This window comes from Bordetella genomosp. 10 (assembly GCF_002261225.1).
GTDB lineage: Bacteria > Pseudomonadota > Gammaproteobacteria > Burkholderiales > Burkholderiaceae_B > Bordetella_C.
The window spans coordinates 627,021-652,619 of record NZ_NEVM01000005.1 but is presented as its reverse complement, the minus strand read 5'-3'; the positions used below and the strand labels follow the sequence as shown (position 1 = coordinate 652,619).

Below are 25,599 nucleotides of genomic sequence, written 5' to 3'. Positions count from 1 at the left end.
GCGGTTCCAAGCCCGCGCTTCGGCGCAGTGAGGTCCTAGCGCCATATGCGAGCCCTGATCATCAGTGTCGACCTGGGTAATCCCGACTACGTCGCGCATGCGGAGGAATTCGCCATGCTCGCGCGCGGCGCCGGCGCGGAGATCGTCGATACGGTCAAGGCGCGGCGCGATCGTCCCGACGCCAAATACTTCATCGGCTCGGGCAAGGTCGACGAGGCCGTGCTGCTGGCGAAGGCGCACGACGCCGACATCGTCCTGTTCGACCATCCCCTGTCCCCCGCCCAGCAGCGCAACCTGGAGCGCGCCTTCAACCTGCGCGTGGTCGACCGCGTCGCCCTGATCCTCGATATCTTCGCGCTGCGCGCCAAGAGCCACGAGGGCAAGCTGCAGGTCGAACTGGCCCAGTTGCAGCACCTGACCACCCGCCTGACCCGCATGTGGAGCCACCTGGAGCGGCAGCGCGGCGGCATCGGCATGCGCGGCCCGGGCGAATCGCAGCTCGAAATGGACAAGCGCATGATCGGCGCCAAGGTCAAGGTGCTGCGCGAGCGGCTCGACAAGGTCGAGCGCCAGCGCCTGACGCAGCGCCGCGCGCGCGCCCGCGGCGGCGCCTTGTCGGTGTCCCTGGTCGGCTACACCAACGCCGGCAAATCGACCCTGTTCAACGCGCTGACCCGCGCCGACGCCTACGCGGCCGACCAGTTGTTCGCCACGCTGGACACCACCACCCGCCGCATCTGGATCGAAGGGGCGGGGTCGGTCGTGCTGTCCGACACCGTCGGCTTCATCCGCGACCTGCCGCCGACGTTGATCGCGGCCTTCCGCGCCACGCTGGAGGAAACCGTCCACGCCGACCTGCTGTTGCACGTGGTCGATGCCGCCAGCCCGCAGCGCGACGAGCAGATCCATGAAGTCCAGAAGGTCCTCGAGGAAATCGGCGCGGGAACCATACCGGTCATCATGGTCTATAACAAGATCGACCGCGTCGAAATGGCGCCGCGGGTCGACCGGAACGCGCATGGTACGATTGCGCGGGTGTTTGTAAGCGCCGCCGAGCGCGCCGGTCTGGATGCGTTGCGCGGGGCAATTGCAGAGGCTGGTCAGATTGCGGGAAACAATGCGTCTAATATCCAAACTGTTCAATCTGAATGATCCCGGTTGGGGGCGTGGCAACCAAAACGGCAACGAGCCGCCGCGCCGCCCGCAGGGCAATGGAGACGGTCCGCCGGATCTCGACGAGGTCTGGCGCGACTTCAATAACCGTATCGGGGCCATCTTCGGCCGTAAGGGCGGGGGCCGCGGCAATCGTCCCGGCGGCGCCGGCGGTCCGCCGTCCTCGCCGCGCAACGCGCGCATCGGCCTGGGGGTGATCGTCCTGGTGCTGGTGGTGCTGTGGCTGGCCAGCGGCTTCTACATCGTGCAGGAAGGCCAGGTGGCGGTCGTCACCCAGTTCGGCAAATACAAGAGCACGTCGCCGGCCGGCTTCCAGTGGCGCCTGCCGTATCCCTTCCAGAACCAGGAAACCGTCAACGTGTCGCAGTTGCGCACGTTCGAGGTCGGTTTCCGCGGCAGCGCGCGCAACAAGGTCCTGCCCGAGGCGCTGATGCTGACCACCGACGAGAACATCGTCGACATGCAGTTCGTGGTGCAGTACCGCCTGCGCGCCGACGGCGCGCCCGACTACCTGTTCCGCACGCGCGACCCGGACGAATCGGTGCGCCAGGCGGCCGAGACCGCCATGCGCGAGATCGTCGGCAAGAAGCCCATGGACTACGTGCTGTACGAAGGCCGCACCAACGTGGCGACCGAAGTGCAGGGGCTGATGCAGCAGATCCTGGACCGCTACCACACCGGCATCCAGGTCAGCACCGTGGCCATCCAGAACGTGCAGCCGCCCGAACAGGTGCAGGCCGCGTTCGACGACGCCGTCAAGGCCGGCCAGGACCGCGAGCGCCAGATCAACGAAGGCCAGGCCTACGCCAACCAGGTCGTGCCGCTGGCCGCGGGCCAGGCCTCGCGCATGACCGAGCAGGCCGAGGGCTACAAGGCCAAGGTCATCGGCGACGCCGAGGGCAACACGGCGCGCTTCAACAGCATCGTCAACGAATACCGCAAGGCGCCGGCCGTGATGCGCGAGCGGATGTACCTGGAGACCATGCAGGAGATCTATTCGCGCGCAAGCAAGGTCATGATCGACGGCAAGAACGGCAACAACATGCTGTACCTGCCCATCGACAAGATCATTCAGCAGGCGGCGCAGGACGCCAGCAGGCAGCCCGCCGCCTCGGGCGGCAGCCTGCCCGGCGCCAGCCAGCCCGCGATACCGCAGCCTCCGCGCGCTTCCGGGCAGCAATCCGGCAACAGCGGCAGCACCAGCAACACGCTGCCCCGCGACCGTCTGTCGCGCTAACCGGAGGAGCTACTCGCCATGCAACGTCTTTTGCCCATCCTGGTTGGCCTGCTGATCGTCCTGGCCGCCGCCTCGTCCTGCGTGTTCATCGTGCGCGAGCGCGATTACGCCCTGGTGTTCTCGCTGGGGGAAGTGCGCAAGGTCATCAGTGAACCCGGCCTGTACTTCAAGGCCCCGCCGCCGTTCCAGAACGTCGTCACCCTGGACAAGCGCGTCCTCACCATCGAATCGACCGACGCCGAGCGCATCCAGACCTCGGAAAAGAAGAACCTGCTGATCGATTCCTACGTGAAGTGGCGCATCGCCGATCCGCGCCTGTACTACGTGACCTTCGGCGGCAACGAGCGCGCCGCGCAGGAACGCCTGCAGGCGCAGATCCGCGACGCGCTGAACGCCGCCGTCAACGTGCGCACCGTCAAGGACGTGGTGTCGTCCGAGCGGGAAAAGGTGATGGCGGAAATCCTGGCCAACGTCGCCAAGCGCGCCGAGCCCCTGGGCGTGCAGATCGTCGACGTGCGCCTGCGCCGCATCGAGTTCGCGCCGGAGATTTCGGAGTCGGTGTATCGCCGCATGGAAGCCGAGCGGACCCGCGTGGCCAACGAGCTGCGCTCCATCGGCGCCGCCGAGGGCGAGAAAATCCGCGCCGAGGCCGACCGCCGCCGCGAGGTCATCCTCGCCGAGGCCTATGCCAAGGCCCAGGCCATCATGGGCGAGGGCGACGCGCAGGCCAGCGGCATCTACGCCGCCGCCTACGGCAAGGATCCCGTGTTCTATACGTTCTACAAGAGCCTGGAAGCCTACCGCACCGCGTTCTCCAAGCCCAGCGACCTGCTGGTGGTCGACCCGAGCTCGGAATTCTTCCAGTTCTTCAAGTCCTCCATGGGCAACCCGGCGGCGCCCAGCGGCGCCCAGGGCGGCCTGCCGGGCAGTCCCGCCGCCCCCGGCGCGGCGCCGGCCCCCGCCCGCTGAGCGGCAGGGGATCAGGCCGAATGGCCGGTCGCAAACCTAGATGCCGATCCAGGGCGTAGCGGATCCGGCTTCGCCGGTCCGCCAACGCCGCCCCCTTGAGGGGGCCCGCGAAGCGGGTGCGGGGTGGGCTCCCCTCGCGCGCCTTTTTCATTCCTCATGTACAATACCCCGTAAGCTATTCAAAATTCCGCGCGGCTGAGCGGGCTTACGCCCCTCAGCCGCTTTTCGTTTGGGCGTCGCCTGTCCGTCAATCTCCGGCGCCGCCCATGCATGAATCAAAGGCGTTATCAGGTACACATCATCATGGGTAACTGGCTGCTGCCCGAGAGCCTGGCCGATATCCTCCCGGCCGAGGCCCGGCGCATCGAGGAACTGCGCCGCGAACTGCTCGATCTCTACCGCACCTACGGTTACGAGCTGGTCGCGCCGCCCCTGGTCGAATACATCGATTCCCTGTTGTCGGGCACCGGCACGGAACTGAATCTGCGCACCTGCAAGCTGATCGACCAGCTTTCCGGCCGCACGCTGGGCGTGCGGGCCGACATGACCCCGCAGGTCTCGCGCATCGACGCGCATCTGCTGAACCGGCCCGGCGTGACGCGGCTCTGTTATTGCGGCACCGTGCTGCATGCCAAGCCGGCCGACCTGCTGTCCAGCCGCGAGCTGCTGCAGATCGGCGCCGAGATCTACGGCCACGCCGGCGTCGAGGCGGACCTGGAAATCATCCGCCTGGTGCTGGAAACCGTGCGCATCGCCGGCGTGGTCCGGCCGCGCCTGGACCTGTGCCACCCGGGCGTGGTGCGCGCCATCGTCGACGCCGATCCCGCCGCGCAGCCCCATGTCGAAACCATCATGGGCCTGCTGCGCGAAAAAGACATTCCGGGCCTGGATGAGCTGGCGCGCCGCCCCAACGGGCCGTCGGCGCACACCACCGGCGCCCTGCGCACGCTGACCACCCTGTACGGCGACGCTTCCGAACTGGCGCGCGCGCGCCGCGAACTGCCGGCGCTGCCCGGCATCGAGCGCGCGCTGGATGCGCTGGAAGCCCTGCTGGGCTACCTGCCGGACCTGCCGGTGAGCATCGACCTGGGCGACGTCGGCGGCTACGGTTACCATTCCGGCGTGACCTTCGCGCTTTACGCCGAAGGCTGGCACAACGCGCTGGTGACGGGCGGACGCTACGACAACGTCAGCCGCGCCTTCGGCCGGGCGCGGCCGGCCACCGGTTTCAGCCTGGACCTGCGCCGCCTGGCGGCCGGCCTGGCGCCGGCGGAACCGGCCAGCGCGGTGCGCGCGCCGTGGGGGCAGGACGCCGCCCTGGCGCAGGCCGTGCGCGATCTGCGCCGGGCCGGCGAGATCGTCGTCCAGACGCTGCCCGGCCATGAGCATGACCAGGACGAATTCATTTTCGACCGCGAACTCGCGCTGCAGGACGGCGCCTGGACGGTCCGCAAGATTTGATTTGACTCACGCCTCCCGTTCCCGGGAGGTCCCGGGAAATCGGCTGATTTCCACTGAAACTCGACTTTCATTTCGATCATGAGCAAGAACGTAGTCATCATCGGTACCCAGTGGGGTGACGAAGGCAAGGGCAAAATCGTCGATTGGCTGGCCGAGTCGGTCCATGGCGTGGTCCGCTTCCAGGGCGGCCACAATGCCGGCCATACCCTGTGGATCAACGGCAAGAAGACGATTCTGCGCCTGATTCCCTCGGGCATCATGCATCCGGGCGTGACCTGCTACATCGGCAACGGTGTGGTGCTGTCGCCCGAGGCGCTGCTCAAGGAAATCGAAGAGCTGGAGGCCGCCGGCCTGGACGTGCGCTCGCGCCTGCAGATTTCCGAGATCTGCCCCCTGATCCTGCCTTACCACGTCGCCATCGACCAGGCGCGCGAAGCGCGCAAGGGCGCGGCCAAGATCGGCACCACCGGCCGCGGCATCGGCCCGGCCTACGAGGACAAGATCGCCCGCCGCGCCCTGCGCGTGCAGGACCTGTTCAACCCGGCCGTGTTCGACGAAAAGCTGGGCGAACTGCTCGAATACCACAACTTCGTGCTGACCCAGTACCTGGGCGCGCCGGCGGTTTCGGCCGCCGAGGTGCGCGACCAGGCGATGGCGCTGGCGCCCAAGATCGCCCCCATGGTGCGCGACGTGTCGAGCAACCTCTTCGCCGCGCAGAAGGCCGGCCAGCGCCTGCTGTTCGAAGGCGCCCAGGGCGCCTTGCTCGACGTCGACCACGGCACCTACCCCTACGTCACCAGCAGCAACTGCGTGGCGGGCGCGGCGGCGGCCGGCGCCGGCGTCGGACCGCAGTCGCTGGACTACGTCCTGGGCATCACCAAGGCGTACACCACGCGCGTCGGCTCCGGCCCGTTCCCCACGGAATTGCTGGACGAAATCGGCGCGCGCCTGGCCAACGTCGGCAAGGAATTCGGCTCCGTCACGGGCCGTCCGCGCCGCTGCGGCTGGTTCGACGGCGCCGCCCTCAAGCGCTCGGTGCGCCTGAACGGCATCAGCGGCCTGTGCATCACCAAGCTGGACGTGCTGGACGGCCTGGAAACCATCCGCCTGGGCGTGGGCTACCGCGTCAACGGCGAATTCCGCGACGTGCTGCCCTACGGCGCCCATGCCGTGGCGATGGCCGAACCGGTGTTCGAAGAGCTGCCCGGCTGGTCGGAATCGACCGTCGGCATCACCGAGTACGACAAGCTGCCGGCCGCCGCGCGCGGCTACCTGGAGCGCGTCGCCCAGGTCTGCGAAGTGCCCATCGACCTGGTTTCCACCGGCCCCGACCGCAACGAAACCATTGTCTTGCGCAATCCCCTGAAGGGATAATCCCGCATAACCCGGGTTGCCGCCCGGCGCCGCCTTTCGAAAGAAGGTCGGGCCGGGCGGTATTGCATTGGAGGCCCCGGTCCGCCGGGCTCCGTTTCATTCTTTCACCACCTCATGCTTTCATCCATCGCTTGCGTGGAAACCGCCATGGCGTGGAAATAACCAAGGAGTGGCCCTCGATGAGCAGCTTGCCTCCGAGTACCGATAAAGACCTGTGGATCAGTTGGGACGAGTATCACCGGCTGATCGAGCGCCTGGCCCTGCTGGTGCACCGTTCCGGCTGGAAATTCGACCAGATCCTCTGCCTGGCGCGCGGCGGCGTGCGGGTGGGCGACATCCTGTCGCGGATTTACGACGTCCCGCTGGGCATCCTGGCGACCAGCAGCTATCGCGAAGCCGCCGGCACCAAGCAGGGCGCCCTGGACATCGCCCAGTTCATCACCATCACCCGCGGCAGCCTGTCCGGCCGGGTGTTGCTGGTCGATGACATGGTCGATACCGGCCTGACCTTCAACAAGGTGCGCGAGCACCTGGCGCGGCAATTCCCCGCCATCACGGAGCTGCGCAGCGCCGTCCTGTGGTGGAAGGGGCATTCGCACGTGGAACCCGACTTCTACGTCGACAAGCTGCCGACCAACCCCTGGATACACCAGCCTTTCGAGGACTACGACAGCCTGCGGCCGCATCAACTGGAGGCCTGGACCAGAAAAGGCTCTGGCGATTAACGATTTCATGCTAGAATCACGGGTTGTCACTTACCCTCTTACCTCCCGTGCCGCGGTCGTCAACTGCGGCCCCGGGAATAACTGAGTCGATTTATGCCCATCGTTCGTCTGAAGGAAAATGAGCCGTTTGAAGCCGCCCTGCGTCGCTTCAAGCGCACCATTGAAAAAACGGGTCTGCTGACCGAACTGCGCTCGCGCGAGTTCTACGAAAAGCCGACCGCCGAGCGCAAGCGCAAGCATGCCGCCGCGGTCAAGCGTCACTACAAGCGCATTCGCAGCCAGCAACTGCCCCCCCGTCTGTACTAATCCGTATTTTTGATTCCTTGAATCTGATTGATTCCTGAATCATTCATACAGGATCTGCTCGCCCGGGTCGACGTCGTCGACGTAGTCGGGCGATACGTGCAGTTGCGGAAGGGTGGCGCCAACCTGCTTGGCCTTTGCCCTTTCCACAACGAAAAAAGTCCCTCCTTCACTGTCAGCCCGACCAAGCAGTTCTATCACTGCTTCGGCTGCGGCGCGCATGGCAGTGCGATCACCTTCCTGATCGAACACACCGGCGCCAGTTTCCCCGAGGCCGTGCGCACGCTCGCGGGCTCGGTGGGCCTGACGGTGCCGGAGGAGGACAGGCGTAGTCCGCAGCAGCGCGCCGAATCGGCGCGGCGCAAGGAAGAAGTCTCGCGCCACACGCAGGCCCTGGAAACGGCCCAGGCCTACTACCTCAAGCAACTGCGCGCGTCGGCGCCGGCCATCCGCTACCTGAAGCAGCGCGGCCTGACCGGCGAGATCGCCGCGCAGTTCGGCCTGGGCTGGTCCGGCACGGACCGCCAGGGCTTGATGCAGGTATTTCCCCGCTACGACGACCCGGTGCTGGTCGAATCCGGACTCGTGATCGAGTCGGAGGACGGCCGCCGCTACGATCGTTTCCGCGAACGGATCATGTTCCCCATCCGCAATGCGCGAGGGGTGCTGATCGGTTTCGGGGGACGCATCATCGGCAAGGGCGAACCCAAGTACCTGAATTCCCCCGAGACGCCGGTCTTTTCCAAGGGCCAGGAACTCTACGGCTTGTGGGAGGCGCGCCAGGCCATACGCCTGGAAGGCCAGGTCATCGTCGTCGAAGGCTATATGGACGTGGTCGGCCTGGCGCAACTGGGGATAGGCAATGCCGTCGCCACGCTGGGAACGGCCACCACGCCGGACCACGTGAAGAAGCTGCTGCGCGCCAGCGACAAGGTGGTGTTCAGCTTCGACGGCGACAAGGCGGGCCGGCGGGCCGCCTGGCGCGCCTTGCAGGCCTGCCTGCCCTTGCTGCGCGACGACATCACGCTGCGTTTCCTGTTCCTGCCGGATGAGCACGACCCCGATTCCTACGTCCGGGAATTCGGCGCGGAAGCCTTCCGGGCCTGCATGGCCGAGGCGCCCGCCTTGTCGCGCTTCCTGCTCGACGAGCTGGGCCAGCGCCACAACCTGGGCGAAGCCGAAGGCCGCGCGGCCTGCCTGCACGAGGCCAAGCCGCTGATCGCCGCGATCCCGCCTTGCGCCTTGCGCATCCAGATCGAGCGCGAACTGGCGCGCCAGGTGCAGCTCACGCCCGAGGAAATGTCGCAGATCATGGCCCAGCAGGCCAAGCCGCAGCCCTACGGGGCGCCGGCGGAGGCGGGGCAGCCGGCGGCGCGCGCCGCGGAATCGCGTCCCGCGCCCCGCGTGGGCGAGGACGGGCAAGGCGGTGGACCGGACGGCGACGGCGGCCCGCCCGGCGAGCCCTGGGCGCCGTCCTTCGAGGTTCCAGGCTACCTGGAAGGCGACTTCGACGGCATTCCCCACGACTACGAGCCCATGCCCCATCCGGCGGGGGGGCCGGGGCCGGCCGCCGGCGCCGGACAGCAGGGCTGGCCGCAGCGCAAGCCGGGCGGGGGCGGGGGCGGTTTCGGCAAGGGGCAGGGGAAAGGCAAGGGCGGCTGGCGCCGGGAAAACGAGGTCGGCGGCGTGATCGAGCCGCGCCGGCCCGTCCCCACGCTGGCCAAGCGCTTGCTGCATCTGTTGCTGTCGCACCCGGAACTGGTCGACACCATGGGCGACCAGCAGCTTGAAGTTATCGACAGGGGGCCCCACCTGGGTATGGTAAGGGACTTGATCGTGCTGGCCCAAAGCAGCGGCGCCCGCCACCTGGGCGCGCTGCTGGAGGCCGCCGACCCGGAATCCGACATCCACCTGGTGCTGCGCAGCATGAGCGCGGAGGTGCTGGGGCAGGAAGAACTGCCGCATCCGCAAGCCGAATGGGAAGACGCGCTGCATCGCATCGAATTCGATTCCCTGCGCGCCGAAATGGCCGAACTGGCCAAGGGCGGCCTGAAGGAAGCATCCGATCGTGAGCGCTACCAGGAGCTTGCTCAGCGTTGCGCGATATTAAAACGTGCTTGACAAGGGTATTTACGGTAAAATCAAGAGTTTTCTCCGTCCATTTTCAGAGAAATCAGCCGGGCAGGCCGCATGCTGGCCGGGCCTGGGATATCGGCCTTGTGGCGGATTGCCACCACTGGAAATGGAACGGTTGCCAGATTGGCCAGCAGGACGGATTGCACCCTTTACGCCTGAACTTCGGTGAAAGGGGACAGTCTAATAAAGTTGTCTTCGCCGCTGAAACCGGCGGGCGGTTGCGCGGGGCCTATGCACGCATTGTGCCTGATTCGCCGCGGCCTTCCGCTGATTTCCCCGGGCGAAACGGGTAGTGAAAGATGAAGAAGACCGGTGTCGCGCCCGGGCCCTCGGTGGTCCGCCGCATTGCCGGTCCGGGGCCTGTCCCCGGTATGTTCGGCCGTTGGCCGGTGTAGTGCTAGAGCGAACATTTACTGCTTAGGGCCGACGCGCCAGCAGATCCGCCTCTTGGGGCCCGCCAGCACTCCCGCGCAACGCCGACGATACCGGGGCCGGCCGTATTGTGAAAGCGGTAATTCAGTTCGTTGCTGTTTTATCCGCGCAGTTTTGAAGAAAGTACGCGACTTGACTCGGTCCCGGCGTTTCGCCGGAGCCGTCGATAGCGGTGCGGCAGGCCTCGCGGCCTGTAACGTCCACGGAAGCGACCATGACCAAATCCACCGGCATCACCTCTCCTGCAGTTGCAACGCCCGAAGACGGCGCCGTCGCGCCGCGCGCGAAACGCGCGACCAGCAAGGCGGCGGAGAAGACCACGGCCAAGGCGGCCGTGAAGGTGGCGTCCAAGGCTGCCGCCGTCAAGACGGCGGTCAAGCGGGCCTCCAAGACGGCCGGCGACCAGCCCGAGAAGGCCGCCAAGGCGGCCAAGGCCAAGAAGGCGGAAGACAAGCTGGCTGAACTGGTGGGCCGTCCGGCCTCGGCGCCCAGCGGCCGCCGCCCGGGCCGTCCCTCCAAGAACCCGAACAACGACGGGGGCGATTTCGACGATGCCGGCGACGGCGACGGCGAAGTCCTGCCCGATCTCAAGCCGGTCAAGCGCGGCGGCAAGCGCGGCAAGGGCGACGCGAAGGACCTGATCGCGCGCGGCCCCGTCACGCCCGAGGAATACGAAGCCCGCCGCAACCGCCTGAAGCAGTTGATCAAGCTGGGCAAGGACCGCGGCTACCTGACCTACGGCGAAATCAACGACCACCTGCCCGACGACCTGGTGGACGCCGAAGCCATCGACGGCATCATCAGCACGTTCAGCGACATGGGCATCTCGGTCTACGACCAGGCGCCCGATGCCGAAACCCTGCTGATGAGCGAAAACGCGCCGGTGGCGGCCAACGACGACGACGTCGAGGACGAAGCCGAAGCCGCGCTGACCACGGTGGATTCGGACTTCGGCCGCACCACCGACCCGGTCCGCATGTACATGCGCGAAATGGGCTCGGTCGAGCTGCTGACGCGCGAAGGCGAAATCGAGATCGCCAAGCGCATCGAGGACGGCCTGAAGCACATGGTGATGGCGATCTCGGCGTGTCCGACCACCATCAACGAAATCATCGCCCACGTCACGCGCGTGCGTGAGGGCCAGGCGCAGATCGACGAAGTGGTCGACGGCCTGGTCGACGCCGAAAACGGCGAGGAATACGCGGGCGCCGGCGTTTCGGCCGACGAGGACGAGAACGACGACGGCCCGGCCGGCGGCATGAGCAGCAAGCAGCTCGAAGACCTGCGCGTCAAGGCGCTGGCCAAGTTCGACGAAGTGGCGCGCCAGTTCGAGAAGATGCACAACTCCTACGAGACCGAGGGCTACAAGTCCGAGGTCTACGTCAAGGCGCAGGAAGCCATCCAGAACGAGCTGATGGGCATCCGCTTCACGGCCAAGATGGTCGAGCGGCTGGCCGACACCTTGCGCAACCAGGTCGAGGAAGTGCGCCAGCTCGAACGCGCCGTCCTGCATACCTGCGTGGACCGCGCCGGCATGCCGCGCACGCACTTCATCAAGGTGTTCCCGGGCAACGAGACCAACCTGAAGTGGGTGCTCGACGAAGTCGCCGCGGGCCATCCGTATGCCGAGACGCTGGAACGCCAGGTGCCGGCGGTGCAGGAATTGCAGCAGAAGCTGATCGACCTGCAATCGCGCGTCGTGCTGCCCTTGAAGGACCTGAAGGAAGTCAACAAGCGCATGGCCACCGGCGAGGCGAAGGCCCGCAAGGCCAAGCGCGAAATGACCGAGGCCAACCTGCGCCTGGTGATCTCCATCGCCAAGAAGTACACGAACCGCGGCCTGCAGTTCCTCGACCTGATCCAGGAAGGCAACATCGGCCTGATGAAGGCGGTGGACAAGTTCGAATACCGTCGCGGCTACAAGTTCTCCACGTACGCCACGTGGTGGATCCGCCAGGCCATCACGCGCTCGATCGCGGACCAGGCGCGCACCATCCGTATTCCGGTTCACATGATCGAAACGATCAACAAGATGAACCGCATCAGCCGCCAGATTTTGCAGGAAACCGGCGCGGAGCCGGATCCCGCGACGCTGGCGCAGAAGATGGACATGCCGGAGGACAAGATCCGCAAGATCCTGAAGATCGCCAAGGAACCGATCTCCATGGAAACGCCGATCGGCGACGACGACGATTCGCACCTGGGCGATTTCATCGAGGACACCGCGACGCTGGCGCCTTCGGACGCGGCCTTGCACGGCTCCATGCGCGACGTGGTCAAAGAAGTGTTAGACTCGCTCACGCCGCGCGAAGCCAAGGTCCTGCGCATGCGTTTCGGTATCGAAATGAGCACGGACCAGACGCTGGAAGAAGTCGGCAAGCAGTTCGACGTCACGCGTGAGCGTATTCGTCAAATAGAAGCCAAGGCGCTGCGCAAGCTGCGTCATCCCAGCCGGGCCGACAAGCTCAAGAGCTTCCTCGAAGGTCAATAAGGCACAGGCAGGGTCTGGCATCGGTTTCATAAGGCCCTCTAGCTCATGCCTGGTTAGAGCAGCGGACTCATAATCCGTTGGTGCTCGGTTCGACTCCGAGGGGGGCTACCAAATCTTTCGTTCAAGAAGCCTCTTGCGTGATGCGTTCACGCAAGAGGCTTTTCAATTGGATGAGGCGCGAAGTGATCCCCAGGCAAGAGCGTCGCGGGCGCGGTAAATGGTGGATCTACCGCGTGAGCGCATCGGAGGCTGCGTCACCCCCAAGCGTGCTGTATTTCAAATGGTAATAAGTTAAACGCCTCTTACATCCCGCGCTGCCCCGACCGCTGCAACGTCGCCACATTGGCGGACCCGCACGGGGATTTGCCTGAAAAATCATGTCCCTGGGCGCCCTGCGCCGAGAACCTCTCCGGTAGAATGGGTCACTACAATTCGCTACCCCGCTCAAGGTCTGCGTCGTGAGCCCGTCCTCCGAATACAATCTGTTGTCGTTGAATCAAGTGCGGGCCATGCTGGCGGCGCGCGCCAAGCTCATCGGTGGGGTGGCGCTGGCGACGTTGCTGCTGACCGCCTTGCTGGTGCTGGCGCTGCCCCGCGTCTGGACGGCTACCTCGGACGTCTTCATCGACTATCGCGAGAACGACCCCATCAATGGGAGGTCCTTCTCGGCGCTACTCGACGAAAGCTATATGCAGACCCAGATCGACATGATCCAAAGCCAGGCCGTGGCGGATCACATGATCAAGACGCTGGGATTGCTGTCGGGCGCCGACGCCCGGGACGGCTCCGCGGCGCGAAATGAACTGGTTTCCTATATCAGCCGCAACCTGGAAGTGGCCAAGCAGCAGAACAGCCGCGTGCTGACGGTATCGTTCTCGGCCAATACGCCGCAGAAGGCTCGCGAGTATGCCAACGCCATCGTGAACTCGTACATCGCCGTCAGCCAGAACATCTCGTCGGCGGCCGCTCGCGCGCGCAGCGAGCAGTACACGGCGCAACTGGAGCAATTGCGCGGCGAAATGGACGCCATCCAGGACAAGCTGACCCGCTACCGTCGGGAAACGGGAATCGTCGATACACAACAGAACAACGATATCGATCAGCGCCGCCTCAACGACATGATGACGAGCATGCTGACCCTCGAGGCCAGACTGGAGGAGGCCCGTGCCCGCAACGAGAGTACCGACAGCCTGCTCAAGAGCGGCGTGCGGCCCGAAGATCTGCCGCAGGCCGGACAAGTGGCCGCCATCAACGATCTGCGTAACGGTCTAACGGTCGTCGATCATCAGTTGGGCCAGTTGCGCGGTTCGCTCGGTCCCAACCATCCCAACGTGCTGGGACTGATGGCGCAGCGCGGCCAGATGCAGGCTGAAATCACCCGCCAGGCCAAGGCCGCCGTCGAAGCCCAACGCGCGGACCTGGACCGCCTGCAATCGCAGAAAGAAGCGCTGCAACGCGACATCGACAGCCAGCGCGCCAAAGTGCTGGACCAGATGGCAAAGCGCGACCGCATTGCCGCATACCAAAGGCAGTTCGCCGGCGTGGAGCAGGTCTACCAGACCGCGCTGCAGAAATACGACGGCATTTTGATGGCCAGCAATATTTCGCTGCCCAATCTGGCCATCCTTCGCGCCGCGGACACTCCGACCGCGCCATCCCGCCCGCGTATCAAGCGCAGCTTGGCGCTGGGCCTGGTCGTGGGCATCTTCGCCGGGCTGGCGTTGGCGCTGCTGCTGGAATTGAGCCAGCGCCGCATCCGCTGCATGGACGACCTGCTGCGTAACACGCGCCTGCCGGTGCTTGGCCGCATCGGCCGCCGGATGGAGCCTCTCACCCCCGCACGGATATGAGCGAAACCTCCTCGCGCCCCCTGCTCGAACGTCTCAACCAGCCGCACTCCGAGGCAGGCGAGACGGCACCCGCCACGGCGCCCCTGGCATCCGCGCCCTCCGCCATGCCCGCCGAGAAAATGGGCGAACGCTTCATGCGCTTGGGCTTGCTGACCGAGGAACAAGTCCGGCACGTCGTGCAACTGCAGCAGTCCGAAGGGCTGCGCTTCGGCCAGGCCGCGGTGAAACTGGGCTTCGTGTCGGAAGACCGGGTGCAATCGGTCCTGGCCGAGCAGTACCACTATGACTACACGCCGGCCCGCCAGCAGAATTCCGGTATTCCGCTGGCCATCGCGGCTACCCCGTTCAGCCAGGAGGCGGAAGCCATCAGGCAGATCCGCGCGGAAATCTCCATTCGATTGGAGGGACAGCCCCGCATCGCCGTGGCCATCGTCAGCCCGGATGACAGCGAAGGCCGCGCCTACCTGTCCGCCAGCCTGGCCATTGCCTTCGCGCAGACTGGCCGCAGCACCTTGTTCGTCAACGCCAACTTGCGCGCAAGCGGCCAGCGCCCCATGCTGGGCAACGGCCCCGGTTCCGCGGGACTATCCAGCGTCCTGGCCGGCCGCGCCGCCGCCGGCCCTGCCCGCGCGATTCCGGGCTTCGCGAAGCTGGCCGTGCTCGACGCCGGCCCGCAACCGCCCAATCCCGCCGAACTGCTGCGCGAACCGGCATTGGACAATGTGCTGACGGCCTATGCCGGCAGCTACGAAATCTTCATCGTCAATACGCCCGCCGCCAACCACTCGCCCGACGCGCAAAGCATCGCGCGCCAGGTCGACGCGTGCCTGCTCGTCGCGCGCCGCGACGTCACGCGCCTGGCCGACCTTGAACGCACCGCGCAGTCGTTGGAGACGGCGGGCGTGAGAGTACTGGGCACGGTCTACAACGAATACGATCTGCAAGCCGGCTCGCGCCCGCGCGGACTGCTGAACCGGTTGGGTAGCCGTCTGTCCAGCCTGCTGGGCGGCTCCGCGCCGGCGCGGCAACGCCGCTGAGGAGGCGCCCATGGCCCTGACCGCGACTGTCATGCCGGTCATTTCCAACGCGCAAAGCCGCGGCGAGCGCTGGGCGGTCTGGCTGCTGGTGGGATTGAGCCTGCTGTTCGCCATCGTGCCCGACACGTTGTCCGTCAATGCGCTGGGGCCCGAGGCCAACCACACCGTGACGCAGGGATCCATGCTGCGCCAACTGGAGTTCGGCGCGCTGTTCATCGGCGCGGCCTTGCTGGCGTTGCGGCACGCGGGAAGGGTGTTGATGAACCTGCGCGCGTCCAATCCATTCCTGATCGTCATCATGCTTTACTGTGGGGCGAGCGCGGCCTGGTCGCCTTATCCCGACATCACGATCAAGCGCACCATCATTTTCGCGGGGCTGATCCTGATCGGCCTGGCGATCGCGCCGCCCCTGAGTACTCCGCGCCAGTTCCTGCGTGTCGTGCTGGGTTCCTACACCATCATCCTCGTCATCTCCTTCTTCGTGGCGCTGCTCATTCCCAGCGTCGGTGTCGATACGTTCCTGGGCAACGCCTGGCGCGGCATCACCTGGCAGAAAAACATGTTGGGGTCGATTGCGGGGTTCGCGGCGCTGCTGTGGATGCGCGAATGTCTGATGGAGCCGCGGCATCGCGGCAGAAGCGCCCTCGGTTTCCTGTTCGCCGCCTTCATGCTTGTGATGGCCAGGAGCGCCACCGCCGTTCTGGTCACGGGCCTTGGTGGATGCGCTTACCTGTTTACACGCCGGCGCTGGTTGGGTGGCCGCCACGCGGGCGCCATCGTGATGCTGGGTGTGCTGACGGTGGCGCTCTATGGCTTGCTGCTCTTCTACGTGTCGCAAGGCCGCATGCCCACGCCGCATGATGCCGTGGAACAGGTGGCCTCGCTGTTCGACAAGAGCAGCGACCTGACGGGCCGCGGCGAAATCTGGAGCCTGGTCGATATCACCATACGGCAGCATGCCACCTGGGGAGTCGGCTACAGCGCGTTCTGGACGGGTGCCGGCGGCCCGTCGCAGTATGTCGGCGACAAGCTGGGTTGGCTGCCCGGCCAGGCGCACAATGGCTTTCTCGACATCCTGATCGACATGGGTCAGGTGGGCATGGGCCTGTTCGTCCTGTGCGTGATCTGGCACATGATCAGCATCATGAGGCTGTTCCGGCTCGACCGCGAGGACGCGGCGATGCATCTGGGCATCTTTGTCACGATCATGGTCAGTAATTTTTCGGAAAGCCAGATCCTGCGGGATACGTCTTTCCAGAACATCATGTTCATTTGCTCGTCGCTGGCAATCAGCGGCCGGCTTGCCGCGCACCACGCTGCGGGCCGGCGCCACGCACGCGAAGCGCGGCTGGCGTGGGAACCCGCCGCCGCGCCTGCACGCCGAACCACGTTGACGCCAAGTCACCGGGAGCAAAACCCATGACGCGCGGCTTCATCGCCGCCGCGCGGCGCGCGGCGGTGGGCGCCATTCTGCTTGCCGGCGTGGGCGGACGTGTCTGCGCGGCAACCGCCGGGGACTACTTCCAGTTCGAGATGAACCCGGCCGCGTTGGCCGGTGCGCCCGATGTCTCCGCGCTGAACCAGCCCCTGGACGCCAGCGCGCGCATCGTCGCGCACGACGGTCATTTCTACCGGGTCGGGCGCGATGGCCTGCCGGGAACCGCGGACGATCAACGCGTGCGCCTGTTCGGCGTCAACCTGACCTTTGGCGCCAACTTCCCCGACGACGCCGAGGCCAGGCAGTTGGCGCGCCAGCTACGCGCGCTGGGTTTCAACGCGGTGCGCCTGCATCACCTGGATTCCCTGCCTTCCGACTACCCGGACGCGCCCATCAGCATCCTCGGCAGCGGTCCTTTCCCGACCTTCAGCCCCGCCGCCGTGGCGCGGCTGCGCGGTCTGATCCAGGCCTTGGCCAAGGAAGGGATCTACGTCGACCTGAACCTCCATGTCGGCTATCGCTTTCGGCCCGGCGTCGACGGGCTGCCCGCGCTGGATGGCGGCGCTGAAACGCCGCCCGGGACGGCGGCCATCCATCTCTACTATCCGCGGCTCATAGAAAAACAGGAAACCTACGCGCGGCAGTTGATCCATGCATTGGAGCTGAAGGGCAACCCCGCGCTGGCGATGGTGGAGATCAACAACGAGTCTTCCCTGCTGGCCGCGTGGCTGGGCCAGGATTGGCAAGCCACGGTACCCTCGGCCTATGCGCCTGAACTGCAGAGGCAATGGCGTGCCTGGCTGACGCGGCGCTACGGTTCATTGGCTCAGGCGTGCGCGGCCTGGTCCGGCTGCGCGGGTAGCGTCAACGCCGCCGGCGAACTGCCGACGCCCGGACAACGGCGGGTCTACGAAACCGGGCTCGCACAATTGCGGTCGGGAATCACGCGCCGCCTCGACACCTGGTTCGGCGAAGACAAAAAGCGCGCAGACCCACGCGAACAGGATTTCCTGCGTTTCCTGGCCGCCACCGACCAAGCCTACTTCGAACGTTTGCGCCGTGTCGTCCAGGAAAGCACCGATGCCTGGGTGCCGGTGACCGGGACGCAGATGGGCTTTGGCGGCTTGCTGAATTTCGATTCGCAGGCCGCCATGGACTACATCGACGAACACTTCTATGTTGCGCATCCCGACATAAAGAGCAGCGCCGACGATTGGCGCATTCCCGGCTTGACCGCCAGCGGCAATGAATTCGATCGCGTGCTGGCCTTGTCCCTGCGGCGCGATCGGCAGCGACCCTATGTGATCAGCGAATTCAACGAGCCTTTCCCCAACCCCCGCGGCGCCGAGATCCTGCCGCTGATGAGCGCGGTGGCCGCGCTGCAGGACTGGGATGGCCTGTTCTACTTCGACTACAGCGATGCACAGCGTGCGCCATTGGCGCCGTCCCGCTTTTCCCTGAGCGGGGACTGGGGGCGCGTCGCATTGGCGGGCCAGAGCGCGCGGCTGTTCCGTCAGCCTTTGCTGGCGCCGCTACCCAGGCGCATCGACATTGCGCTCGGGCCTGAGCAGCGTCTGGCGCTGGGCGGCGATCGCCGTTTCGACGCCATCACCCATGGCCTGGCCGATGGCGCGGGGGTACGGCCGCAACTGGCCTATCTCGGCCAGGTCGCAATGCAGTTGACGCCCGCCGCCGGCGCCACGCCCGCCATACCCGGCCTGCCCGATCCCGCAGCGACCAAGGTTTACGCCACGCCGGATGGCGCCCTGCGCCAGGATGCCGCCGTCGGACGCGTCATCTTGGATGCGCCCGCCGTGTGGGGCGTGTTCGGCGCCACCGGCACGACGCGCATCAACGGCGCCAGCACATGGGTGCAATTTGGGACGCCCGGCGTAGGGGCGCCCGACACAGGGGCGCCCGGCGCGGCAAGCATGCTACTGACGTCGCTGGATGGCCGCCCGCTGGCCCAGTCGCGCCATCTGCTGCTGAGCCTGGGCAACGACACCACCGGCACCCAGCCAGGCTCCATGCCGCAGCGGCCCAAGCAGCGCGTCGCCTATCGCGGCACGGACTGGATGACACTGGAACCCGATGCCGGCGGCAAAGGCCCGTCGGGCGACATGGCGACCCGTCCGCCCGCCTGGCTGCGCCGCATTCCTTTGGAACTGGGGCTGGCGCCCCGCATCGGCAAGCTGACGGTGTATCCGCTGGACGGCGCCGGCGGGCGCAGCGCGCCTTTGAGCCAGGCCGATGCGAGCACCGATGCCAGCGGCGCGCGCATCCGGGTTCAATACCGCAATGCCGGCGCCACGCCCTGGTATGAACTGGTCTACGAGGAGACGCCTTGACATCCGATCAACGCGCCAGACGCCTCGAGGGAAGCCGCTTGGAGAGGATGCCTTGACGACGGTCCAGCCGCAGCCGCAGTCGCGTCCCGGCCTGCCTGCCGCCGATGCGGCAACGCAGCCGTCCGGCGCCGACGATGTATCCGTGTGCATCGCCACGTACCGGCGCTTGCCGCTGCTCGATGCCTTGCTGCAAGACCTGGCCGCGCAGACGCTGCCCCCAAGAGAGGTCGTGGTGGTGGACAACGACCCCGACGGCAGCGCGCGCAGCGTCGTGGAAAGCCATCGCGCGGCCTTGGCGCGAGCCGGCTGCGCCCTGGTCTATGGCGTTCAGCCGGAAAAAAACATCTCGCTGACGCGCAACATGACGGTGGCGCTGGCCCAAGGTACATGGCTGGCCTTCATCGACGACGACGAGCGTGCCCCGCCGCAATGGCTGGCGCTCCTCATCGCGGCCGCGCGCGAGCATCGGGCCGATGGCGTGCAGGCGCCCGTCATCCCTGAGCTTCCGCCGCACGCCCCCGCCTGGATACGCCGCGGCGGCTTCTACGATTGGTCCCGGTTTCGCAGCGGCGATATCGTTCCCCGCAATTCATTGCGCTTCGGCAACATCATGTTGGCCGCGCGCTGGCTGCGGCGTCAGCATCCGCATCCGGTCTTCGACCCCGTCCATGGCCTGACCGGCGGCGAGGATGGCGACCTTCTGATGCGCCTGGCCGGGCAGGGCGCGCGCCTGGTCTGGTGCGACGAAGCGCACGTCATGGAACCGGTTGCCGACGGCCGCATGCATGTCTCGTGGATACTGAACCGCGCCTTGCGCGGCGGCCAGGACTTTGCCATTCACTTCCGCGCCGGCAAGCTGGATGCGCGTCCGGGCGCGGCCCGCACACTCGTCTTCTTCGGCCGCGCCATCGCACAGATGCTGGCCGCGGCCATGTTCGCCTTGCTCCTGTGGCCCCTCGGCCGTCACCACGCGGTGCGCTGGCTGGCGCGCGCCTATGCCAACTACGGCAAGCTCTCCACGCTCTGGGGCAGCCGCTACCGCGAGTACGCCTGATTCCGCCATGTCCTATCTACTGCACCTCATCCTGGCGATCATCGCATTTCCCGTGACGGTGGCCACTGGCTACCTGGGTGTGCTGACGCTTCTGTCGGCGCGCCTGCCGCGACCCCAGCCAAGCCGGCGCGACCTGTGTTTCGACATCCTGGTCCCCGCGCACAACGAGGCGGCGGTGATCGAGCGCACCCTGCGTAGCCTGGCCAACGTCGACTGGCCACGCAAGAACTTCCGCATCCTCGTCATCGCCGACAACTGCACCGACGACACCGCCGACCTCGCGCGCGCTGCCGGCGCGACGGTCTTGGAACGCCATGACGAGGTTCACCGCGGCAAGGGCTACGCTCTGGAATACGGCATCGCCCGCAGCGCCGCCGATGGCCGCGCGCACGCCGTGGCCGTGATCGACGCCGACACCGAAGTCACGCCCAATCTGCTGTCGGCCTATGCGGCGCGCATCGAAGCGGGCGCCGCCGTGATGCAGGTCCACTACGGCGTACTGAACCCCGAGGACTCCTGGCGCACGCGGCTCGTGACCATGGCCTATGGCGCCTTCCATGCCGTCCGCGGGCGCGGGCGCGAACGTCTGCGCGCGTCGTTCGGATTGCGCGGAAATGGCATGTGCATGACGCATGAACTGTTGCGCGAAGTCCCCTTCAACATTCATTCGATGACGGAAGACCTGGAATACGGCATCGTGCTCGGACTGCATGGCCATCGCGTTGTATATATCGACGAAGCCAGCGCCGACGCGGAGCTGATCGCATCCGAACGCGGCTCTCGCACGCAGCGCCAGCGCTGGGAGGGCGGCCGGCTGGGCGTGGTGCGCGCCTATACCGGGCGCCTGCTGGGGCAGGGGCTGCGCCAGCCCAGTTGGCTATGCATAGAGCTGGCGATGGACCTGCTGACGCTGCCGCTGGGCTATATCGTGCTGCAGACGGCCGCCCTGCTGGCGTTGGGGGGCCTGGCGTCCTTGTCGATGCCAGGCGTCGGACTATGGGTATGGCCGCTCCTGGCCGCGGTCTTGCTGATGGTCCTGGCCTTGCACGTCCTGCGCGGCTGGCAACTGTCGCCGCTCGGCCCGCGCGCACTGCTGGATCTGGCGCGCGCGCCGTTCTTCGTGCTCTGGAAGCTGTATATCGTGATACGGAATCGCGGCAACGAGCATTGGATCAGGACCGACCGGGGCAAGGCGAGGGACAAGGTCCGGGACAACGGCCGGGATGAAGGCCGGGATGAAGGCCGGCATACGCAATGAGCCAGCCACGTTCGTCCGCCTCCAGTATCGCGCGCCTGTTCGGCAGTTCCATCGTCGACCAGGCGATGTTGTCCGCCGCCAATTTCGGCGTTGGCCTGATCCTGATCCGCTACGCGCCCGAGGCGCAATACGGGTTCTACATCCTCGCCTTCAACACCATGATCCTGCTGACCACGCTGCAGGGCACGTTCATTGGCACCCCGATGGTGATACGCCTGCCTTCGCTGGACGAGGCCCAGCGCCGCCATTGGATGGGCAGCCTGCTGCGCGATCAGAAGCGCTGGGGTTTGTCGGGCGGCCTTCTCGCGCTGGCCGCCGCGTGCGGGGGCTGGGCAACCGGTTTGTTGGACCGCCAGTCCGCCGCCGTGGTGGTGGCCGCCACGGCGCTGATCCTGGCCGCGCTCTATCGCGAATATCTTCGCGGCATCCTGTTGATGTACCGCCGGCCGCACCAGGTGCTGGCCGCCGATGCGGTGTACGTCGTGGTGCTGTTGGCCGGCTGCGCGTTGGCCGTTCGGACGCCCATGGCCGCGGTCGGCGCGCTGCTGGCGGGCATGCTGGCGGCACTGGCTTGCGCGAGGCTGCTGCGCCGCAACCTGGCGACGGACATCGACGGCGGCGCGGCGCCGGGACGTTTGCACGAGATTGCTCGCGTGGGGGCCTGGGCGGCTTCCGGCGGCGTCATCTACTGGCTGTTCAACCAAGGCTACAATTTCCTCACCGCCGCGACGCTGGACCTGACGGCGGTCGCGGCCCTGGCGGCGACACGTCTTACCCTGATGCCGATCAATCTTCTGCTGGCCGGGATGCAGAAGCAACTGGCGCCCCTGGCTTCGCACTGGATGCACCAGATGGGCGCGCGCCGCACGCTGCGCCGGCTCATGCTGTTTTCACTGGCGCTGGGCGTGATCACGCTAGTCCATGGCATCGTGATCTGGCTGTTGCGCGATTGGATCTTCCTGGACCTGATGCGCAAGGATTTTCCGCAACGTAATACCTTGCTGCTGCTATGGTGCGCACTGTTCATCCTCATGGTGATGCGCGAGCCGGTGATGATGGTGGCGGTGTTGCGCCAACGTTTCCAGGCGCTCAGCGGCGCGGCGCTGGCGTGCGCCATCCTCTCGCTCGGCATCAGCTATGCGGCGATGCTGCAAGTGGGCCCGATGGGCGCGGCCATCGGCATCCTGGCCGGCGAAGCCTGCTATTGCGCGAGCGTCATCGTGCTGGTGCTGCGGGAAGTCCGCAAGGATGACGCGGCCACGCGGTCGCCGAACGAACGACAAGGCGCTCATTGATGGACATTCTTTCCATACAGTATCTGCGCGGCGTCGCGGCCATGATGGTTGTCGTCGTCCATCTCTATCCGCAGTTGGAGCGCATGGGCTACCGGGGCTATTGGCCGCATTGGCTGGCCGCCGGCGTGGATATCTTCTTCGTCCTCAGCGGCTTTCTCATGTGGATCACGACGCGTGACAGGAAGGTGGGCATCCTGGAGTTCTACAAGCGCCGCGCGGTGCGCATCGTTCCGCTCTATTGGCTGCTGACCTCGGTGGCGGTGGCGGTCATGCTGATCGCGCCGCAACTGCTGCAGACCACGCGCTTCGGCGCGTTTCACGTCATTGCGTCCTACTTGTTCCTGATGGTGCACAACCCGTCCGGGCTGATCGAACCGGTGCTGACGGTAGGTTGGACGCTCAATTACGAGATGCTGTATTACGTGATCTTCGGCCTGACGCTGGTATTGCCTACGCGGTGGCGCTTCATTGCCACGGCTGTCGTATTGGTGGGGCTGAGCCTGCTTGGATGGTTCGTGGTCGGCGACGGCCAGCCCATTCTCAAGGTCTACACCTCGGACATCGTGCTTGAGTTCCTGCTCGGCATGGGTGTGGGGTGGTGGTTTTCGCGGCCGCACAAGGGCGGCTCCGCGGCGCTGGGCTGGCTGCTGGTCATCGGCGGTTTCATCGTCATCGCCCTGATGTCCGTCGCGGCGCCCGATGCGCCCCGCCCATTGGCGCAAGGCGTGCCGGCCATGGCCATCGTGGTGGGCGCGATCCTGCTGGAACGCTTTCAGTCGCTGCCGCGCATGGATTTCCTTCACAAACTGGGCGACGCATCCTATTCGCTCTACTTGTCCCATGCCTTCGTGCTGTCAGCGGTGAGCCAAGGCTGGCGCAAGCTGCACCTGGATGCCTTGCCGGGTGGCCGGGCGGGGTTCTGCGCCGCCGGCCTGGCGGCCTGCATCCTGGTGGGCATCCTGGTCTATGAACTGCTGGAAAGGCCGCTGATCGCCTTCTTCAAGAAACAGCGCGAACAGGACGCCTCCAAGGCTGCTACGCGCCGGTCCGTAGCCGGTCTTTGAGCATGCGCAGCCAGCGCTTGTGAGGACGCGTCGCGGCGCGTTGCGCGGACCAGTCGATCATGCTGTCGTGCACGTCGTAATGCCCGCGCTGGGCCGCCGGCACCTGGCCGGATTCGACCGCCGCGACCAGTTCCGGCAGCTTGCGATAGAACTCGGCGCCGCGATAGGGCGGATGCAGCGACCACAGCCCCGGCGCCGACCCGAGCAGGTCGACGCGATACAGCCCGTGCTGCCGCAAGACTTCGCCCAGAATGACTTCTGCCTCGCGCACATCGGGCGGATTGCCCAGGAGACGGGACTTCATACGCTGCGACGCACCGGGACGCAGCAAGGGCAGCGTGCCCAGCGTCGCGCGAAACCGCTTCATGTCGAGCATGAAAATACGGGTGCTGGCGGACTGGAAACGATAGGCCGGCGCGCCGGCGACATCGAGCCGCTGTGGAACGGGCAAGCCATGCCCGTGGATGGCTGCGTCCGAGGCGGGCGGCCCAGGGAAGGGGCCGGTAAGCAGCACCGTCGGATCCCCTTCGGCGTAGTCGATGGCCTCTTCCACCCAGCGCGTGCTGCCTCCGCCGAACAGCATGTCGCCGTCGAAATGCACGATGTGCCGCGCGCGGCTGTGATGCATGCCATAGAAGTAGGCATAGAAAGGGCCGCCGTCCCAGGCCTTGACCGGGATGTCTTCCGTTCCGAAGAAATCGCGCGCCACCTCCCGTCGCGCCGCCGCGGCGTAATCCACCTCGATTACGTCGAGCTGCGGGAAGTCGGCGCGCAGGTCGCGCGCCAGTCGCAGCAGTTTGGCGCGATATTCATCGAAATGGCTGCCGCGGTAACGGCCGGATGCGCTGCGATGCGTGTCCACGGTCACCAGGACCCGGTCGACCATGGGCGACCAGACGCGCAACTGGTGCGGCAGCAGCAGCGCGGCATGGGGATAGTCCATGGGATACATGCTGATCTGCGCGGCCACGCGGTAGGGATAATCCGCGGTCATGCGCGTCCCCCCGGCACACTGGCCGCCACGCCGTGCGCCAGCGCCGTCCAGGCGAGGCCCAGCTCGTTTTCGGCGCGCGTCGACACCAGTCGTATGTCCTGGCGCCACAGGCGCAGCAGGGACGGCGGAATGGGCGGTGGAACGCGGATGCCCACACGCCGCAAGCCGATCTCGGCGATCTTCAACGCCGGCGCCAACAGGTGCGTTTCAATTTTCAAGCGGCGCGCGCCGATGCGCCGCAACGGCACCGCGCCGAGCACGCGCGCGTACTCCAGGAAATACCGGTTCCAGTCGGGCGCGTGCGCCATCGCGAGGTTGTAGACCGGGCCCGAGGCCGTCATCTGAGCCGGCGCCCTCAACGCGGCCAGCACCGCCGCGACGACGTCATCGACATAGACCAGATTGCTGCAACCGTCCCCGGCGGCGCCCAGGTCGCCGATGCGATGCGCGCGCAGCAGGCTGGCGATACGCAGGCTCCACTGCGGGCTGCCGGGACCGTAGATGCAGCCTGGCCGCAGTGTCACCACGGCTTCGCGTCCCGCCAGCAGCCGCTCGGTTTCCACCTTGGCGCCGGCATAGCCGCCCATGCCGGTCGCCATGGCCTGGCTCTCGGTGACGTCGCCCCGCGCCGGTCCGTATACCGCCATGGAGCTGAAGTGCACGACCCGCGGTGCGGCGCCGCCCCGCTTTTCCAACGCCGCGCTCAGCGCCCGCGCGCCGCCGACCATCGAGTCGGCTGAGCCCGCGACGCAATTGACGACCGCATCGACCTCGCCCAGCGCGCTCGTCACCGCCGCCGCGTCGGTCGCATCGAGCAAGACCTGGCGGACCCGCGCGTCCGACGCCCGGGCCCGTCGTACACCGGCCACCGGTTCGGCCCAATCGCTGGCCGCCAGCGCCGCAATCACGCGGCGGCCGACATAGCCGTTGCCGCCAAGCACCAGTATTCTTTGCTTCATA

At 66.4% G+C, this 25,599-nt stretch carries 19 protein-coding genes and 1 tRNA gene; 18 read left to right on the top strand and 2 right to left on the bottom strand.

What is annotated here, in order from left to right:
* Nucleotides 1-45: 45 nt before the first annotated feature.
* From hflX to CAL29_RS19130, 18 genes are all read left to right on the top strand, one after another.
* Nucleotides 46-1,152 (top strand): GTPase HflX, encoded by a 1,107-nt coding sequence (hflX, locus tag CAL29_RS19215; protein WP_094854654.1) that lies wholly within the window; start codon nt 46-48, stop codon nt 1,150-1,152.
* Nucleotides 1,118-2,410, top strand: coding sequence for an FtsH protease activity modulator HflK (gene hflK / locus CAL29_RS19210; protein ID WP_094854653.1), 1,293 nt, complete (start codon nt 1,118-1,120; stop codon nt 2,408-2,410). Before hflX ends, hflK begins: the two co-directional genes overlap by 35 nt.
* 18 nt (nt 2,411-2,428) lie before the next feature.
* The gene (gene hflC, locus CAL29_RS19205) at nt 2,429-3,379 is read left to right on the top strand and encodes a protease modulator HflC (RefSeq protein ID WP_094854652.1); all 951 of its coding nucleotides are present in this window, start codon (nt 2,429-2,431) and stop codon (nt 3,377-3,379) included.
* A gap of 303 nt (nt 3,380-3,682) precedes the next feature.
* A complete protein-coding gene (locus CAL29_RS19200) occupies nt 3,683-4,840 on the top strand; it encodes an ATP phosphoribosyltransferase regulatory subunit (RefSeq protein ID WP_094854651.1) in 1,158 nt (385 codons plus the stop codon).
* 78 nt (nt 4,841-4,918) lie between these two features.
* Nucleotides 4,919-6,214 carry an adenylosuccinate synthase gene (locus tag CAL29_RS19195; protein ID WP_094854650.1) on the top strand — a complete coding sequence of 432 codons (1,296 nt, stop codon included), beginning with the start codon at nt 4,919-4,921 and terminating at the stop codon, nt 6,212-6,214.
* Nucleotides 6,215-6,393: 179 nt separating this feature from the next.
* On the top strand, nt 6,394-6,939 hold the full coding sequence (locus CAL29_RS19190) for a phosphoribosyltransferase (protein ID WP_094854649.1): 546 nt from the start codon (nt 6,394-6,396) through the stop codon (nt 6,937-6,939).
* A 93-nt stretch (nt 6,940-7,032) separates the two neighbouring features.
* Nucleotides 7,033-7,245: a 30S ribosomal protein S21 gene (gene rpsU / locus CAL29_RS19185; RefSeq protein WP_006218592.1), complete on the top strand. Its 213-nt coding sequence runs from the start codon at nt 7,033-7,035 to the stop codon at nt 7,243-7,245.
* Between the two features lie 27 nt (nt 7,246-7,272).
* Nucleotides 7,273-9,363, top strand: a complete 2,091-nt coding sequence (gene dnaG / locus CAL29_RS19180) for a DNA primase (RefSeq protein ID WP_094854648.1) — start codon at nt 7,273-7,275, stop codon at nt 9,361-9,363.
* Nucleotides 9,364-10,024: 661 nt separating this feature from the next.
* Nucleotides 10,025-12,301 carry an RNA polymerase sigma factor RpoD gene (gene rpoD, locus CAL29_RS19175; protein ID WP_094854647.1) on the top strand — a complete coding sequence of 759 codons (2,277 nt, stop codon included), beginning with the start codon at nt 10,025-10,027 and terminating at the stop codon, nt 12,299-12,301.
* Nucleotides 12,302-12,333: 32 nt separating this feature from the next.
* Nucleotides 12,334-12,412 (top strand) — tRNA-Ile (locus CAL29_RS19170).
* A 347-nt stretch (nt 12,413-12,759) separates the two neighbouring features.
* Nucleotides 12,760-14,151, top strand: a complete 1,392-nt coding sequence (locus CAL29_RS19165; RefSeq protein WP_143277703.1) for a GumC family protein — start codon at nt 12,760-12,762, stop codon at nt 14,149-14,151.
* Nucleotides 14,148-15,188: a CpsD/CapB family tyrosine-protein kinase gene (locus tag CAL29_RS19160; protein ID WP_094854645.1), complete on the top strand. Its 1,041-nt coding sequence runs from the start codon at nt 14,148-14,150 to the stop codon at nt 15,186-15,188. The genes CAL29_RS19165 and CAL29_RS19160 overlap by 4 nt, the downstream gene beginning before the upstream one ends.
* Before the next feature lie 10 nt (nt 15,189-15,198).
* On the top strand, nt 15,199-16,611 hold the full coding sequence (locus tag CAL29_RS19155; RefSeq protein ID WP_094854644.1) for an O-antigen ligase family protein: 1,413 nt from the start codon (nt 15,199-15,201) through the stop codon (nt 16,609-16,611).
* A complete protein-coding gene (locus CAL29_RS19150; RefSeq protein WP_094854643.1) occupies nt 16,608-18,974 on the top strand; it encodes a cellulase family glycosylhydrolase in 2,367 nt (788 codons plus the stop codon). The genes CAL29_RS19155 and CAL29_RS19150 overlap by 4 nt, the downstream gene beginning before the upstream one ends.
* Nucleotides 18,975-19,026: 52 nt before the next feature.
* Nucleotides 19,027-20,028: a glycosyltransferase family 2 protein gene (locus CAL29_RS19145; protein WP_256977580.1), complete on the top strand. Its 1,002-nt coding sequence runs from the start codon at nt 19,027-19,029 to the stop codon at nt 20,026-20,028.
* 7 nt (nt 20,029-20,035) lie between these two features.
* Nucleotides 20,036-21,286: a glycosyltransferase family 2 protein gene (locus CAL29_RS19140; RefSeq protein WP_094854641.1), complete on the top strand. Its 1,251-nt coding sequence runs from the start codon at nt 20,036-20,038 to the stop codon at nt 21,284-21,286.
* Complete coding sequence (locus CAL29_RS19135) at nt 21,283-22,581, top strand: lipopolysaccharide biosynthesis protein (RefSeq protein ID WP_094854640.1); 1,299 nt, start codon at nt 21,283-21,285, stop codon at nt 22,579-22,581. Before CAL29_RS19140 ends, CAL29_RS19135 begins: the two co-directional genes overlap by 4 nt.
* Nucleotides 22,581-23,645 (top strand): acyltransferase family protein, encoded by a 1,065-nt coding sequence (locus tag CAL29_RS19130; RefSeq protein ID WP_094854639.1) that lies wholly within the window; start codon nt 22,581-22,583, stop codon nt 23,643-23,645. Before CAL29_RS19135 ends, CAL29_RS19130 begins: the two co-directional genes overlap by 1 nt.
* Here the strand turns inward: CAL29_RS19130 and CAL29_RS19125 are convergent.
* A complete protein-coding gene (locus CAL29_RS19125) occupies nt 23,617-24,639 on the bottom strand; it encodes a capsular biosynthesis protein (RefSeq protein WP_094854638.1) in 1,023 nt (340 codons plus the stop codon). The genes CAL29_RS19130 and CAL29_RS19125 overlap by 29 nt on opposite strands.
* Nucleotides 24,636-25,598, bottom strand: coding sequence for an NAD-dependent epimerase/dehydratase family protein (locus CAL29_RS19120; protein WP_094854637.1), 963 nt, complete (start codon nt 25,596-25,598; stop codon nt 24,636-24,638). Before CAL29_RS19120 ends, CAL29_RS19125 begins: the two co-directional genes overlap by 4 nt.
* Between the last annotated feature and the right edge of the window lies 1 nt (nt 25,599).

Excerpts from the sequence above, each read along its gene's own strand:
- CAL29_RS19190 (WP_094854649.1), top strand. The coding sequence starts at position 6,394 with ATGAGCAGCTTGCCTCCGAGTACCGATAAAGACCTGTGGATCAGTTGG.
- CAL29_RS19120 (WP_094854637.1), bottom strand. The coding sequence starts at position 25,598 with ATGAAGCAAAGAATACTGGTGCTTGGCGGCAACGGCTATGTCGGCCGC.
- CAL29_RS19125 (WP_094854638.1), bottom strand. The coding sequence starts at position 24,639 with ATGACCGCGGATTATCCCTACCGCGTGGCCGCGCAGATCAGCATGTAT.
- CAL29_RS19155 (WP_094854644.1), top strand. The coding sequence starts at position 15,199 with ATGGCCCTGACCGCGACTGTCATGCCGGTCATTTCCAACGCGCAAAGC.
- rpsU (WP_006218592.1), top strand. The coding sequence starts at position 7,033 with ATGCCCATCGTTCGTCTGAAGGAAAATGAGCCGTTTGAAGCCGCCCTG.
- CAL29_RS19135 (WP_094854640.1), top strand. The coding sequence starts at position 21,283 with ATGAGCCAGCCACGTTCGTCCGCCTCCAGTATCGCGCGCCTGTTCGGC.
- rpoD (WP_094854647.1), top strand. The coding sequence starts at position 10,025 with ATGACCAAATCCACCGGCATCACCTCTCCTGCAGTTGCAACGCCCGAA.
- hflC (WP_094854652.1), top strand. The coding sequence starts at position 2,429 with ATGCAACGTCTTTTGCCCATCCTGGTTGGCCTGCTGATCGTCCTGGCC.
- CAL29_RS19130 (WP_094854639.1), top strand. The coding sequence starts at position 22,581 with ATGGACATTCTTTCCATACAGTATCTGCGCGGCGTCGCGGCCATGATG.
- CAL29_RS19140 (WP_094854641.1), top strand. The coding sequence starts at position 20,036 with ATGTCCTATCTACTGCACCTCATCCTGGCGATCATCGCATTTCCCGTG.
- CAL29_RS19200 (WP_094854651.1), top strand. The coding sequence starts at position 3,683 with ATGGGTAACTGGCTGCTGCCCGAGAGCCTGGCCGATATCCTCCCGGCC.
- hflK (WP_094854653.1), top strand. The coding sequence starts at position 1,118 with ATGCGTCTAATATCCAAACTGTTCAATCTGAATGATCCCGGTTGGGGG.
- CAL29_RS19150 (WP_094854643.1), top strand. The coding sequence starts at position 16,608 with ATGACGCGCGGCTTCATCGCCGCCGCGCGGCGCGCGGCGGTGGGCGCC.
- CAL29_RS19160 (WP_094854645.1), top strand. The coding sequence starts at position 14,148 with ATGAGCGAAACCTCCTCGCGCCCCCTGCTCGAACGTCTCAACCAGCCG.
- hflX (WP_094854654.1), top strand. The coding sequence starts at position 46 with ATGCGAGCCCTGATCATCAGTGTCGACCTGGGTAATCCCGACTACGTC.
- CAL29_RS19195 (WP_094854650.1), top strand. The coding sequence starts at position 4,919 with ATGAGCAAGAACGTAGTCATCATCGGTACCCAGTGGGGTGACGAAGGC.